The following is a 13,854-nucleotide window of genomic DNA, read 5'->3' as shown; positions in this document are numbered from 1 at the left end:
GCCACCGGCGTATCTTGTCGCCCGTGGGACTCCGGTTCGAGACGCGCCGGTCCGACTCGCCGTGGGTCGACGCCGTGTGGACCTGCGCGAGCGAGCAGGTCACGGCGATGACATCGGTCGCCGGGGTGCGCTGTGGCCTGGTGTTCTGGCAGCAGGCCGGCCGGGCGTACGCGGGCATCACCGGTCCCGAGACCCGGACCGGCACGGCGCCGGTGCCGGAGGGCGCGAGCTTCACGGGCATCGAGCTGGCGGTGGGCACCTCGTTGCGGGCCGTGCCCACGCCGGCGCTGGTCGACGGCGGCATCGGGCTCCCCGACACCACGCGCCGGACGTTCCGGCTGGACGGTACGCGGTGGGAGACGCCCGGCCCCGACGACGCCGAGGCCCTGGTCGTACGGCTGGTCCGGGCCGGGACCCTGGTCCGTGACCCGCTGGTCGCCGACGTGCTGCGGGGTCACCACCCGGCCGTCTCGCAGCGCTCGGTCGAACGCCGGTTCCGGGCCGCGACCGGGCTGACCCGGGGCGCGGTCCGGCAGATCGAGCGCGCCCGTACCGCGGCGGAGCTGCTGGCTGCCGGCGACCCGGCCGCCGACGTCGTCGCCAAGCTCGACTACTTCGACGAGCCGCACCTGGCCCGGGCACTGCGTTGCTACGTCGGCCGTACCGCCGGGCAACTGCGCGAGGGCGAGGGCGGCGCGATCGCCCTCGCCCTGGATCAGCGCTCGACGTCGTAGACCAGCTTCAGGATCCCGTTCGCGTAACTCTGCGACTCCCGCAGCGTGAGCATGTGCTTGTCCCGGTCGGCCCGCCCGAACAGGCTCTTCCCGGCGCCGAGCAGCACGGGGAAGACGAGCAGGTGGTACCGGTCGATCAGGCCCGCGTCCGACAGCCGCCGGGCCAGCTCCGCGCTCCCGTGGATGAAGATCGCGCCGCCCTCGCCCTTCTTGAGCGCGGTGACGTCCTCGGTCGAGCGCAGGATCGTCGTCGGACCCCAGCCGTCGACCAGGGCGTCGTCGGTCAGCGTGCTCGACACCACGTACTTGGGCAGGTCCTTGTAACCGGCGTGGTCCTCGGAGCCGGGCCAGACCGGCGCGAACGCCTGATAGCTGCGGCGGCCGAACATCAGCGCCGTCGTGTCGGTGAGCTCCTCACCCTTCAGCGACCAGGCCTCCGGGACGAACTCGAGGTCCTTGAAGACCCAGCCGCCGCTGCGATGCTCCTCGCCCGGGCCGCCGCCGGGCGAGTCCACGACGCCGTCCAGCGACATGAAACCGGTGTAGACCAGGTCGCGCATCGTGGTGTCTCCTCACCCTCGGGCAGTACGTGCAGTCCACGCTAGATCGCGGCCGAGGCGGCCGTCTTGGACAGAAACGACAGCGATGCGGTACGGCTGGAGGGGCGGGCCGGCGGCGCCGGGCCGGGGCGGGCCGGCGAGGGCTTCAGTGGGCGATTCGGAATCTTTGTGAGTTTTCCGGGACGGATGGACCGCTGGCCGTTCGCGGGCCGGCGGCACCGGGTCGGCCGGTTTACGCTGGCCAGGCGGCCCAGCGCGAGTCAGGACCGGTGCCGCCCCGGGCCGCTCTCCCGGCTGAATGCCAACAATCCGTGAGGACGGCCGCACCTGCTGCGACCGACCTCACCTTCCGGGGCCCCGATGGCGGACTCCGCGTCTGTCGTCCCCGTCGGCTTGCTGAGTATTATTCGCGTGCCCCCGAGTACATATCGGTGTCTATGCATGAAAGTCGCGCCCCCTCGCGGCTCGGACCCGGAGGAACCTCTTGCAACTGCGCCTCGCTGCCGGTCGGCCCGTCGGGCTTCCGGAAATTTTCCCGTTCGCTTTGATCCCGGCCGGTGCCCCGGGCCGTATGACAGGCGACGGGGAAAGCACCGGCTGGAGGATTCGATGCATGCGTTGGTCATGGAGCGGCTCACGCCGGACAGGGTGTGCGCGATGACGCAGCAGCGGTCCGGTGGTAGGTGGCAGGCTCTCGACGGAGGCCGTGGTGCGGACAATGATGATGCCGTGATCCCACGACAGGCCCGGCACGGGGCTGCGTCGGAAACGGCGAGCCACGAGGACACCCTCGTCCGCATGCTCTACGAGGAGCATGCGGGTCCCCTGCTGATGTTCGTGCTGCGGCTCACCGGCGGCGACCGGCAGCGGGCCGAGGACATCGTGCAGGAGACGCTCCTGCGGGCCTGGCGCAACGCGCACCGGCTCGGTGCCCAGGGCCAGCAGTCGCTGCGTCCCTGGCTGGTCACCGTCGCCCGGCGCATTGCCATCGACGACCACCGCAGCGTCAGCGCCCGGCCACCGGAGACGTACGACCGTGAGCTGGAGAGTTTCCCCAGCACGGCCGACGACACCGACCGCGTGCTGCAGCTCATGACCGTGACCGACGCGCTCCGTACGCTCAGCCAGTCGCACCGTGAGATCCTGGTCGAGACGTACTTCCGCGGCAAGACCGTTCCGGAGGCGGCCGAGGTTCTCGGCCTGCCGCTGGGCACTGCCAAGTCTCGTGTGTACTACGCCCTGCGGGCCCTGCGTACGGCCTTGCAGCAGCGGGGGGTGACGGAATGACCCAGGAACAACACTTCGACGTCGCGTCGTACGCGCTGGGCGTGCTCGACGAGCGTGACGCCTCCCGCTTCGAGGACCACCTGATCGACTGCCCGGCCTGCGCCATCGAGCTCGAGTCGCTGCTGCCGGTCGTGGACATCCTCTCGGACGTGGACGCGGACGCCCTGGTGGCGACCGAACAGTCACGCCGCGACGGCCTGATGCTCAAGACGATGATCGGCGAGGTGAAGCGCGAGCGTCGCCGGGCCAACAGCCGGCGGCTGTACTCGCTGGCCGCGGCGGTCGTGGTCTTCGCGATGCTCTCGATCGGCGCGCTCTTCGCCGGCGGTCAGTGGCTGGGCAACAACAACGACCCGCAGAACCCGAACCAGCAGCAGCGGTCGAGCAAGCAGCTCGATCCGTTGCCGGCGGCCGAGGGCGGCACCGGGATCGGCGGCCCCGACCTGGTGGGCGAGCGGCTCGGCGGCACCGACCCGCGCAGCGGCGTCAGCGCCGACGTGGGCCTGGAGGCCAAGGACTGGGGCACCCAGGTGTCCTTCGCGGTCTCGAACATCAAGGGCCCGCTGACCTGCCGCCTCGTGGTGGTCCGCCGGGACGGCGCCGCCGAGGTCCTGTCGTCCTGGAAGGTCGGCGACAAGGGCTGGGGCACGGCGGCGCAGCCGGAACCGCTGCTGCTGCAGGCCGTGACGGCGCTGCCGCGGGCGGACATCGCCTTCCTGCAGATCCAGTCGGTGGATGACAAGGGCGCCACCGAGACGCTGGTCCGCGTGCCCTGACCTGCACTGACTTCAGCACTGCGAAGCCCGGCCGCGTCAGCGCGGCCGGGCTTCGCCGTTCCCGCCCGTCGGTCCCTGGCCGGGCCGGCGAGGGCGATGGGCGGGGGTGACCGGTCCGTGGCGGGTCTCGCCGCTCGATCCGGGTCAGGTCCGGCGGGTGACCGGTTGCGCCGGGGCGACCGGCCCCGGGCCGTTTCCGCCTATCGGCCTCCGGCCGGGTGCGGTGGGGGCGATGGGCGGGGTTCGGTGCGGTGACCAGCCCGCGGCCGTTGTCGGCCCTGGCCGGGTATGGCGGGAGTGCGGCCACGTTGGGGCGACCGCCCCCGGTCTGTCGGTCTCCGCTGGCTCGGCGGGGGTGACCCGCCGCGCTGGGGCGACCCGGCGTGCGGCCATTTCCGCCCTCGGCCCGGCCGGGTCCGGGGAAATGACCGGCCGAGTTCGGCGCTGCGACCGGCCAGGCCGGGCTCGGCCGCGCAGCCGGCCGGGCTCCGCACGAGCGACCAGGCGGGCCGGGCCACCGGCCGACGCGGAACCCCGGTCGCCGGCAAATGAATGTCCGTCGCTTATGGACCCCACCGGCCCGTCCATGCAATTACTGATTGCTCATCGCCTCGGCACGCTGTGCGACAAAACCGCAGGTGGGCCACCTAATCACGTACCGCGCCGGCGTTCGGTTCAATCGAAATTCGAAGAAATTGATTGGGCCGATTCTTCAACCGCCGGCCGCGCCGGCGCGTACTACAGCCCGAACACGGAGATCGACGATCCCAGTTGGAGGGCACCAGTGGTACCGGAGAAGCGGAAGTTGAAGGTCGTCGGCGCCTCTATCGCGGCGGCGTTCGTGCTGACCGGTTGCGCCCCGGCGGGACTGGACAATGCCAGTGACTACGGCGCGGAGCCGGCGGCGAACGCTGTCGACGCGACCGCCACCCCGACTCCCGGTGCCGAGCCGGAGGGTGACGCACCCGAGGGTGACGAGGCCGAGGCTCCCGAGCTCAGCGAGGACGAGACGACCTCGGAGCTCAACGCCGCGAAGGTCAAGCGGATGGGCGAGACGGTCCAGAACGAGGACGGCTTCGTGCTGTACCGCTTCGACGACGACAAGGTGAAGCCGAAGGTCGTCTCCGAGTGCAACGGCGACTGCGCCAAGGTCTGGCCGCCCTCGGTCATCAACAAGGGTGAGAAGCCCAAGCTGAAGGGCGTCGACGCGGACAAGGTCGGCACCGTCGTCCGCGAGGACGGCACGCTGCAGCTGACCATCGACAAGTGGCCGGTCTACACCTACGTCGGTGACAAGAAGCCCGGTCAGTGGAAGGGCCAGAACGTCGGTAAGAAGTGGTTCGTCATCACTCCCGACGGCAAGAAGAACCTGACCTGTCTTCCGGCTCCGTCCAAGGCTGTCGCGCCGCCGTCGGACGAAGAGGAAGAGGGCGGCAGCGACTCGGCCGGTGACGCCGGCAGCGCCGACTCGGGTTCCGACTACAGCTACTGATCGACCTGCACGGGTGGCGGCCGGTCGACGCCCACGGCGTCGGCCGGCCACCGCCACGAATGCTCGGAAGTCTATAAGTCTTCGTTAAATCGGGCCTAAATACATCGCATTCCCGGGCCCGACCGGAAACGCTCGTCGTAGCGTTTCGCTCGACCGGCCACAGGCCACCGGAATTGTTTACCCGAATCGTTGTCGGAGGTGTAAAAGATGATTGCCGCCCGCTCTTCGCGCCGGTATCACCGCTGGCTGGTGGGCGTCCTGGCAATGGTCCTGACGGTCCTGCTGGCGCCGGCTGGAATGGCCCGCGCCGCAGAACCCCTCCCCGTCCCGATCCCGCCGGAGAACGCCGCTTCCGGCAAGGGCAGCAGTGCCAGCGCCGCCGACCGTGACTTCGTCATCAAGGTCCGCCTGGCGGGTCTCTGGGAGATTCCGGCCGGCAACATGGCCGTGGAGAAGTCCGAGAACCCGGAGATCGTGAAGATCGGCCGCACCATCTCCCAGCAGCACGTCGTGCTGGACAAGCTCGACATCGCGGTCGCCAAGAAGCTGGGCATCGCGCTGCCGAACCAGCCGAACAGCGATCAGCAGGGCTGGCTCAACGAGATGAAGAACGCGCCGTCGCCCGAGGTCTTCGATCAGATCTACATCGACCGGCTGCGGGCCGCGCACGGCAAGATCTTCCCCGCCATCGCGACCATCCGGGCCAGCACCCGGAACGACGCGGTCCGCAAGCTGGCCCAGCAGACCAACCAGTTCGTGATGACCCACATGACCCTGCTGGAGGGCAGCGGCATCGTCGACTACGGCGCACTGCCGACCGCCGCGGCTCCGGCCGAGAACGGTCCGGTGCCGGTCGACGCGGCCATGCTCGCCGCGGCGGGCTCCGGTGGTGTACCGGGCGTGAACACCTCGGTCATCCTCCTCGTTCTCGCCGGTGCCCTCGTGGCCGGTGTGATCACCACCATGCGCATCTTCCGGACGCGATAGCGGACGGTCCGACCTGGCCAGCCGACCAGGCCGTACGGCATCACCCCCAGGCGGCTGCTCCACCGCCCGCCACGTGTGCGACAGAGAAAGGTGTCACCATGCGAAGGTCGCAGTACCGGCGCGAATCCTCGAAGTCAAAGTGGTTCACCGGTCGGCGCCGGATCATCGCCGCGGTAGCCACCCTGGTTGCCTTCGGCGGCATCGTCACCGTCACGCAGGTTTCGGACGCGAGCACCAAGCGTTCCACCCAGCGCGCTCTGGCCGCCTGTAACAACCTCCAGGCCCCGAAGTCGGCGAAGCTGTCGACCAAGACCAAGAAGGGCACCTACACCACCAACGGTGGCAAGGTGACCCAGCACGCGGACGACGGCGCCGGCGACGTGCCGACGACTGCGCAGATGCGCGCCCGCTGCCGGCAGTGGGTCATGCAGAACGCCGGCAACAACAGCGGCGGCGGCAAGGGCAACGGCGGCAACAACGGCGGTGCCGCGTCCCCGGCCCCCTCGACCAGCAACGGCACCAACGCCGGCGAGGGCGGCAACACCGGTGGCAACACCGGCGGCGGCAACACCGGCGGCAACAACAACGGTGGCAACAACAACGGTGGCAACAACAACGGTGGCAACAACGGCGGCGGCGCCGCGACCCCGCCTCCGGGCGCCGGTCTGGGCATCCTGGCCAACAGCTGTGAGAACAGCCAGCTGGACGCGCACGACGGTTTCCAGAACGGCAACCGTTGCGTCTCCACCGAGTTCGGTGAGGTCGGCGCGCAGGAGAACAACCCCTCGCTGCTGATCACCGAGGCGCCCACCGAGGTCGCCCCGAACACGCCGTTCACCCTCAAGGTGAGCACCCGCAACCTGATCCGTGACCGCTTCCTCGCGGCCGGCCAGGGTGGGTACTACGTGGAGAGCTCGATCCTGCAGGGCGGCATCGTCCGGGGTCACTTCCACACCGCCTGCCGCATGCTGGCGAGCACCAACGAGGCTCCCGACCCGGCTCCGGTCCCCGCGTTCTTCGTGGCGACCGAGGACCGGCAGGGTGGCCGCGCCCCCGACACCGTGACCATCCAGGTCGCCGGGCTGCCCGCCGAGGGCGATGCACAGTGCGCCTCGTGGGCCGGTGACGGTTCGCACCGCATCCCGATGATGCAGCGCGCCAACCAGACCCCCGCCTTCGACGCGGTGCGCATCCGGGTCGGCGGCGGCGGTAACCAGGACCAGGGTGACGAGAACCAGGGTGACCAGGGCCAGGGCGACCAGAACCAGGGCGACCAGGGCCAGGGCGACCAGAACCAGGGTGGCGACCAGAACCAGGGTGGCGACCAGAACCAGGGTGGCCAGCAGGGCGGCAACAACAACGACCAGAACCAGAACGACCAGAACCAGAACAACTGAGTACGGAGCCCTGCCGCACCGGGACCGAACCCCGCGGGGCGCGCCACCTGAGGTGACGCCGCCCCGCGAGGGACCCCCCGTCGGGACCGGCCGCCGTCCACCCCCCTGAGGACGGCAAGACCTGCGGCAGGCGGTTCGAGTAAGGAATCGGCTGACGAAAGGAGGCGCGGGACCGCTCGGGCCGAGCTACGCAGCTCCGCCACTACCGGGTGACGCGGACCGACTCGGGTGTCCGCCAACCCGCACCGATGGCCCTGACCAGGAGCGCGGTCAGGGCCATCGGCATGTCCGCACCCCGGGACGGTCGGCCGGGCGGCGGGAGATGACCCGGCGCACGGAAGGTGGCCCGGGCGCCAGGATGGTGGCACAGTGTCCCGGGTGACGACGACGCGCCGGCTGCAGCTGCCGGACGGCTACCACTTCGCCCGGACTGTGCGCTCCCTGCTCGTCGTCCGCTACGACCCCTGCGGCACGTTCGACGACCGTGACTTCTGGCTCTCCGCCCGTACCCCCGAGGGTCCTGGCTCTCTGCACCTCGCCCGCGCCGGCGCGGAGGTCACCGCGACCGGCCACGGGCCCGGCGCGGAATGGCTGGTCGATCGCGCGGACGCGATCGCCGGCCTGCGCGACGACCTCGGTGACTTCCCCGCCCGGGCGGCGGCCCATCCGCTGATCGCCCGGCTGGCCCGGACCTTCTCGGGGGTACGCTTCCCCGCCACCGGCCAGATCTTCCACCGGCTGCTGCGGGCGATCCTGGAGCAGAAGGTGACCGGCATCGAGGCGCACCGGGCGTACCGGGCGATCGTCAAGCACTTCGGCGAGCCGGCGCCGGGCCCGGCCGGGCTGCTGCTGCCGCCCGACCCGCAGGCCGTCGCCGCGACGCCGTACTGGGTCTTCCATCCGTTCGGCGTCGAGCAGCGCCGCACCCAGGCCCTGCAGCGGGCCGCCGTGGCCGCCGCCCGGCTGGAGCAGTGCGCCGACAGCGCCGAGGCGACCCGCCGGCTCACCGCGATCGCGGGCATCGGCCCGTGGACGGCGGCCGAGGTGGTCCGCACCACGTACGGCGACGCGGACGCGGTCAGCGTCGGCGACTTCCACATCCCCAACACGGTGGCCTGGGCGCTGGCCGGCGAGGCCCGTGGCACCGACGCCCGGATGCTGGAGCTGCTGGAGCCGTTCGCCGGCCACCGGGGCCGGGTGTGTGAGCTGCTCGCGGCCGGCGGGATCAGCGCGCCCAAGTTCGGCCCGCGGATGCCGATCCGATCGTTCGCGAGGTTCTGACTGTCATCCGCCGGACGCACGTTGCACACTGGGGCGTGGCTTTCACGTTGACGATCGACTGCGGCGGCGGTGGCATCAAGGGGTCGGTGCTCGACGAGGCCGGCACGATGCGAGCCCAGCCGCTGCGCGTCCCGACGCCGTATCCGCTGCCCCCGGATCTGTTCGTCAAGACGCTGGTCGAGCTGGGCGAGCGGCTGCCGACCGCGGACCGGGTGACCGTCGGCATGCCGGGCATGCTGCGCCACGGGGTGGTGGTCGCGACGCCGCACTACGTGACCCGCAGCGGTCCCCGCACGAAAGTGGACCCGGAGCTGGTCGACGCCTGGCACGGCTTCGACGCGCGGACCGCGCTGGCCGAGGCGTTCGGGCTGCCCACGCTGGTGCTCAACGACGCCGAGGTACACGGCGCCGGAGTGGTCGCGGGTACCGGCTGCGAGCTGATCCTGACCCTGGGCACCGGCCTGGGCTGCGCGCTGTTCGACGGCGGGCAGCTCGCCCCGCACCTGGAGATGTCGCAGGCGCCGGTGCGGTGGGGGATGAGCTACGACACGTACATCGGCGAGCACGAGCGGCGCCGGCTCGGTGACGCGCTCTGGTCGCGGCGGGTCCGCAACGTGGTGGAGGGGCTGCGCCCGGTCTTCCTCTGGGACCGGATCTATCTCGGCGGCGGGAACTCGCGGCTGATCACTCCCACCCAGCTGGCCCGGATGGGCGACGACGTGGTGGTGGTGCCCAACACCGCCGGCATCGTCGGCGGGGTCCGTGCCTGGACGCTGCGGGCCGGCGGCGGGCGATAGGCCCGGCTCGATAGGTTGGAGGCATGCTGAGCGTTCCGGCCGCCCTGCTCCTCGACTTCGGCGGGGTGCTCGCCGACGCCCCGCCGCAGGATCCCGCGCCGCCCGAGCTGGTGCTCCGGATCTACAACCTGACCGACGGACTGCTCACGCCGGGCGAGATCAACCGGTCGCTGACCGCCGGGGACCGGGCGTACGCGGGGTGGCGGGACGAGGACCATCCCGACGAGCTCGGCCACGCCGAGGTCTGGCAGCGCTTCGTCACCGCCGACTGGCCGCGGCGGGCGCAGGACGCCGTACGCCTGCACGCCGCGAAGCTCAGCTACGACTGGGCCTGGCGTTCGACGTGGGCCCTGCGCCCCGGGATCCCGGAGGCGTTACGGGCCGCCCGCGCCGCGCAGCTGCCGATGGCCGTCGTCAGCAACACCCTGTGCGGCGCCGCGCACCGCGACTTCCTGACCAAGGCCGGCGTGGGCGGGCTCTTCACCGCGCAGATCTACAGCGACGAGGCCGGGGTCCGCAAGCCGAACCCGGAGATGATCTGGCGCGCCGCCCGTGAGCTGGGCGTACGCGCGGAGAAGTGCTGGTTCGTCGGGGACAGCCGCCAGCGCGACGTCGTGTGTGCCCGCCGCGCCGACGCCGCCGCGGTCATCCTGATGCGGTCGTCGCGCACCGACCGTGAGGACCCGGCCGCCTTCCCCGAGCCGGACGCCGTGGTGGAGGACGGTTTCGGCCTGCGTGACCTGCTGCCGGCGCGCTGAGCCGGGTCAGGGCAGGTGGCCCAGCACGACGCGTTCGGAGGTCAGCAGGTAGTCGCGCAGCATCTGCGCCGCCTCGCGGGCCCGGCCGGCCTCGTATCTCGTGGCGATCTCGTCGTTCATCGCCACGAACGGGCTGTGCAGCGCCTCGATGTTCGGGGCCGCCGCGAAGGCGAGCCGTAGCTCGGCCGTCAGCTGACGCATCCAGCCGTCCAGCCGCGGGCTGCCGGCCAGGGCCACGATCTGCTCGTGGAAGTGCATGTTCGCCGTACCCACGGCACGCCAGTCACCGGCCGCGGCCCCGCGCCGCGCCTCGTCGACTGCGGCCCGCATCCCCTCGGCGCGCGGCGGATCGGTCGGGGCCTGCTCCAGCGCCGAGCACTCCAGCAGGACGCGCACCCGGTAGATGTCCGCGATCTGGGCCGGAGTGAGGCTGGCCACGAAGACGCCCCGGTTGGGCCGGCGGACCAGCAGCCCCTCCTCGATCAGCGTCGAGAACGCCTCCCGCAGGGTGTTGCGGGAGACGCCGAGCGGACCGGTCAGGGAGGACTCGGAGAGCCGGGTGCCCGGCGCCAGCTCACCGTTGATCATCGAACTGCGTAGCTGCTCCACCGCCCTGGCCGCGGAGCCGGGCTTCTCGACCGTCGTCACCCGGTCAGTCAATCAGCCGCCGGGCCCGGCCCGTCACTCGGGCGCGACCACGAACCGCAGCCGGGCGCCCGGCCGGGCCTGCGCGGCGCGATCGGCGGCGGCCGGGGTGAGCACGGCGATCACCGGGTAGCCGCCGGTCACCGGGTGGTCGGCCTGGAAGACGATCGGGTGCCCGTCCGGCGGCACCTGCACCGAGCCGCGGACCACGCCCTCGCTGGGCAGCTCCTCGGTGCGGGCGCGGGCCAGCACGGGCCCGTCCAGCCGCAGGCCGACGGAGTCGCTGCTGGGTGAGACGGTGAACTCGGCGCTGAGCAGGGTCTCGATCGCCGCGGCGGTGAACCAGCCGGCGCGCGGCCCGAGGTCGACCTCGAGCGGCGCGTCCGGATCGGCCGGCCCGTCGACACCCTCGGCGGAGGGCGAGCCGGCGGACGACGCGGCCGGGGAAGCCGAGGGGGCGGACGACGCGGTGAGGGACGGCGAGGCGGGAGACGGGGCGGCCGGGGACGGGCCGATCGGCAGGGTGTCGCCGGCGGCCGGCTTGGGCGGGCCGATCCCGGCGAGCCGGTCGGTGGAGCGTGAGCCCAGCACCGGCGGCACGGCGAGACCGCCGCGCACGGCGAGATAGCTGCGCAGACCCCGGCGCGGCATGGTCACCGCCACCTCGGCGCCGGCCGGGACGCTGACGACCTCCTCGACCGCGGTCCGCGTACCGTCCACAGTGAGGACTGCGTCGGTGCCGGTCAGCACGACCGTCGCCGGTTCGTCGAAACGGACCCGCAGGCCGCCGAGCGTGCACTCCAGCGCGGCGGCCCCGCGCGGGTTGCCGACCAGCGCGTTCGCCCGGGCGTAGGCACCGCGGTCCACCGCCCCGGACGGCGCCACCCCCTGCCCGGCGTGCCCGGGCCGGCCCTCGTCCTTGATCACCGTCAGCGGTCCGGTCCGCAGGATCGTCATGGTCATCGGTCCACCGCCTTGAAGATCACCTCGACGCCGGGGACCAGCAGGGCCGGCTCCGGCCGGTCCAGGTCCCACATGCGTTGCGTGGTGCTGCCGATCAGTTGCCAGCCACCCGGGCTGTCGCTCGGGTAGACGCCCGAGAACCGGCCGGCCAGAGCGACCGAGCCGGCCGGGATCCGGGTACGGGGCGAGTCCCGCCGCGGCACGTCGAGCCGGGGGTCACCGCCGGTGAGGTAGCCGAAGCCGGGAACGAACCCGGCGAAGGCCACCGTCCACCGTGCACCCGTGTGCAGCGCGACCACCTGGTCCGGGCTCAGCCCGGTGCGTTCGGCCACCTCGACCAGGTCGGGCCCGTCGTAGCGCACGGGAATCTCCACCGTGCCGCCGGTGGCCCGGTGCCGGGTGTCCACGGGGAGAACGGCTACCGCCTCGCGGACGGCCGCCGGCGAGGTGACCGCCGGGTCGATCTTGATCAGCACGGTCCGGGCGGCGGGCACCAGGTCGACCACCCCGGGCAGGGCCGCCGACCGCAGCGCGGCATAGAGGGCCAGGGCCGCGTCGAGGTCGTCGACCTCGGCCAGCAGCGCCTCGCGGCCGCAGCGGAGAAAACTCGTCATCGCTCATATTCCGTGTCGGGGACGTCGGTCACGAACATGTGGCCGGGCGCGTGGGTGATCGCGTACGGCACCTGTGATGCCATCACGGCCGCCTGCGGGGTGACCCCGCAGGCCCAGAACACGGGGACCTCGCCCGGGCGGATCTCCACCGGGTCGCCGAAGTCGGGCCGGTCCAGGTCGGTGAGGCCGAGACCGGCCGGGTCGCCGATGTGCACCGGGGCGCCGTGCACGGCCGGGAAGCGCGCGCTGATGGTGACGGCCTCGGCCACCCGCTCCGCGGGGACGGGCCGCATCGAGACGACGAGCTCACCGCGCATCCGCCCGGCCGGACGGCAGTTCCGGGAGGTACGGAACATCGGCACGTTGCGGCCCGTGGAGATGTGCCGGACGTCGATGCCCGCGTCGATCAGTGACGCCTCGAAGCTGAAGCTGCACCCGATCAGGAACGCGACCAGGTCGTCGCGCCAGGCGGCGGTGGCGTCCGGCACCTCCTCGACGAGCCGGCCGTCGCGCCAGATCCGGTACAGCGGCAGGTCGGTGCGCAGGTCCGCGCCATCGGCCAGCACGGTCGCCGGCGAGCCCGGGTCGCTGACGTCCAGCACCGGGCACGGCTTGGGGTTGCGCTGGGCGTACAGCAGCATGTCCCAGGCCCAGTCGCGGGGCACGGCGATCAGGTTGGCCTGGGCCACGCCGGGGGCCAGCCCGGCGGTCGGGCGGACCAGCCCGGCCCGGAAGCTCGCCCGCAGGTCGGCGGCCGCCTTCACGAGCCGGCCCCGGCGAACGCGGTGATCGGGACTCCCGCACCGGAGAGGGCGTCGTGCACGGCGCGGGCCATCGCGACCGCACCCGGCGAGTCGCCGTGCACGCAGATCGAGTCGGCCTCCACCTTGATCGCCGAGCCGTCCACCGCGACCAGGGTCCGGTCCGTGACCAGCCGCAGCATCCGCTCGGCCACCTCGGCCGGGTCGTGCAGCAGGGCGCCCGGCTCGCGCCGCGAGACCAGCGTTCCGTCCGGGCGGTAACCCCGGTCGGCGAAGGCCTCGCGCACGGTGGTCAGCCCGGCCTCCTCGGCCAGGTGCAGGAAGACCGAGCCGGGCAGGCCCAGCACGGGCAGGTCCGGGTCGTACCGGCGGACGGCCTCGACCACGGCGGCGGCCTGCTGCTCGTGGTGCACGATCGTGTTGTAGAGCGCGCCGTGCGGCTTGACGTAGAGCACCCGGTCGCCGGCCGCGCGGGCCAGCCCGTCCAGCGCACCGAGTTGGTAGATCACGTCCGCGGTCAGGTCGGCGCTGTCGTAGTCGATGAAGCGCCGGCCGAAGCCGGCCAGATCGCGGTAGCCGACCTGGGCGCCGATGACGACGCCCTTGGTGACGGCCCGTTCGCAGGTGGCCAGCAGGGTCCGCGGGTCGCCGGCGTGGAAGCCGCAGGCGATGTTGGCGCTGCTCACCACGTCGAGCATGGCGTTGTCGTCGCCGAGCTGCCAGGTGCCGAAGCCCTCGCCGAGGTCACTGTTGAGATCCATCGTTTCCTCCTGGTGCCGGTCGTTGCCTGGGTTTTCCGCCG

At 72.2% G+C, this 13,854-nt stretch carries 15 protein-coding genes; 9 read left to right on the top strand and 6 right to left on the bottom strand.

Annotation, left to right across the window (positions count from 1 at the left end):
- The first annotated feature begins 23 nt into the window (after window positions 1–23).
- Window positions 24–734: a helix-turn-helix domain-containing protein gene (locus tag Aau02nite_RS07740; RefSeq protein WP_212987629.1), complete on the top strand. Its 711-nt coding sequence runs from the start codon at window positions 24–26 to the stop codon at window positions 732–734.
- Here the strand turns inward: Aau02nite_RS07740 and Aau02nite_RS07735 are convergent.
- Window positions 716–1,294 (bottom strand): dihydrofolate reductase family protein, encoded by a 579-nt coding sequence (locus tag Aau02nite_RS07735; protein ID WP_212987628.1) that lies wholly within the window; start codon window positions 1,292–1,294, stop codon window positions 716–718. The genes Aau02nite_RS07740 and Aau02nite_RS07735 overlap by 19 nt on opposite strands.
- Before the next feature lie 609 nt (window positions 1,295–1,903).
- Between Aau02nite_RS07735 and Aau02nite_RS07730 the strand changes: the two genes are divergently transcribed.
- From Aau02nite_RS07730 to Aau02nite_RS07695, 8 genes are all read left to right on the top strand, one after another.
- Window positions 1,904–2,581 carry a sigma-70 family RNA polymerase sigma factor gene (locus Aau02nite_RS07730; RefSeq protein WP_212987627.1) on the top strand — a complete coding sequence of 226 codons (678 nt, stop codon included), beginning with the start codon at window positions 1,904–1,906 and terminating at the stop codon, window positions 2,579–2,581.
- Complete coding sequence (locus tag Aau02nite_RS07725) at window positions 2,578–3,357, top strand: anti-sigma factor family protein (RefSeq protein ID WP_212987626.1); 780 nt, start codon at window positions 2,578–2,580, stop codon at window positions 3,355–3,357. The genes Aau02nite_RS07730 and Aau02nite_RS07725 overlap by 4 nt, the downstream gene beginning before the upstream one ends.
- Before the next feature lie 805 nt (window positions 3,358–4,162).
- A complete protein-coding gene (locus Aau02nite_RS07720; RefSeq protein WP_246594973.1) occupies window positions 4,163–4,849 on the top strand; it encodes a COG4315 family predicted lipoprotein in 687 nt (228 codons plus the stop codon).
- A 207-nt stretch (window positions 4,850–5,056) separates the two neighbouring features.
- Window positions 5,057–5,836 carry a DUF4142 domain-containing protein gene (locus Aau02nite_RS07715; RefSeq protein ID WP_212987625.1) on the top strand — a complete coding sequence of 260 codons (780 nt, stop codon included), beginning with the start codon at window positions 5,057–5,059 and terminating at the stop codon, window positions 5,834–5,836.
- Between the two features lie 98 nt (window positions 5,837–5,934).
- A complete protein-coding gene (locus Aau02nite_RS07710) occupies window positions 5,935–7,233 on the top strand; it encodes a Pecanex-like protein 1 (RefSeq protein WP_246594972.1) in 1,299 nt (432 codons plus the stop codon).
- Between the two features lie 378 nt (window positions 7,234–7,611).
- On the top strand, window positions 7,612–8,514 hold the full coding sequence (locus tag Aau02nite_RS07705) for a DNA-3-methyladenine glycosylase family protein (RefSeq protein ID WP_212987624.1): 903 nt from the start codon (window positions 7,612–7,614) through the stop codon (window positions 8,512–8,514).
- A gap of 35 nt (window positions 8,515–8,549) precedes the next feature.
- Window positions 8,550–9,311, top strand: coding sequence for an ROK family protein (locus Aau02nite_RS07700; RefSeq protein WP_212987623.1), 762 nt, complete (start codon window positions 8,550–8,552; stop codon window positions 9,309–9,311).
- 23 nt (window positions 9,312–9,334) lie between these two features.
- Entirely contained in the window at window positions 9,335–10,069 is a 735-nt protein-coding gene (locus Aau02nite_RS07695; protein WP_212987622.1) for an HAD family hydrolase, read from the top strand.
- 6 nt (window positions 10,070–10,075) lie between these two features.
- Here Aau02nite_RS07695 and Aau02nite_RS07690 read toward each other — a convergent pair whose 3' ends face one another.
- From Aau02nite_RS07690 to Aau02nite_RS07670, 5 genes are read right to left on the bottom strand one after another with little or no spacing between them, the layout of a single operon-like run.
- The gene (locus Aau02nite_RS07690; protein ID WP_212987621.1) at window positions 10,076–10,717 is read right to left on the bottom strand and encodes a GntR family transcriptional regulator; all 642 of its coding nucleotides are present in this window, start codon (window positions 10,715–10,717) and stop codon (window positions 10,076–10,078) included.
- A gap of 33 nt (window positions 10,718–10,750) precedes the next feature.
- Window positions 10,751–11,677, bottom strand: coding sequence for a 5-oxoprolinase subunit C family protein (locus Aau02nite_RS07685; RefSeq protein ID WP_212987620.1), 927 nt, complete (start codon window positions 11,675–11,677; stop codon window positions 10,751–10,753).
- Entirely contained in the window at window positions 11,674–12,291 is a 618-nt protein-coding gene (locus Aau02nite_RS07680; protein WP_212987619.1) for a 5-oxoprolinase subunit B family protein, read from the bottom strand. Before Aau02nite_RS07680 ends, Aau02nite_RS07685 begins: the two co-directional genes overlap by 4 nt.
- Window positions 12,288–13,055 (bottom strand): putative hydro-lyase, encoded by a 768-nt coding sequence (locus Aau02nite_RS07675; protein WP_212987618.1) that lies wholly within the window; start codon window positions 13,053–13,055, stop codon window positions 12,288–12,290. The genes Aau02nite_RS07680 and Aau02nite_RS07675 overlap by 4 nt, the downstream gene beginning before the upstream one ends.
- Entirely contained in the window at window positions 13,052–13,813 is a 762-nt protein-coding gene (locus tag Aau02nite_RS07670; RefSeq protein ID WP_212987617.1) for a LamB/YcsF family protein, read from the bottom strand. Before Aau02nite_RS07670 ends, Aau02nite_RS07675 begins: the two co-directional genes overlap by 4 nt.
- Window positions 13,814–13,854: the final 41 nt, after the last annotated feature.

The sequence above is a fragment of the Actinoplanes auranticolor genome, from assembly GCF_018332655.1.
Classification (GTDB): Bacteria; Actinomycetota; Actinomycetes; order Mycobacteriales; family Micromonosporaceae; genus Actinoplanes; species Actinoplanes auranticolor.
This window is presented reverse-complemented; position numbering and strand designations above follow the sequence as displayed.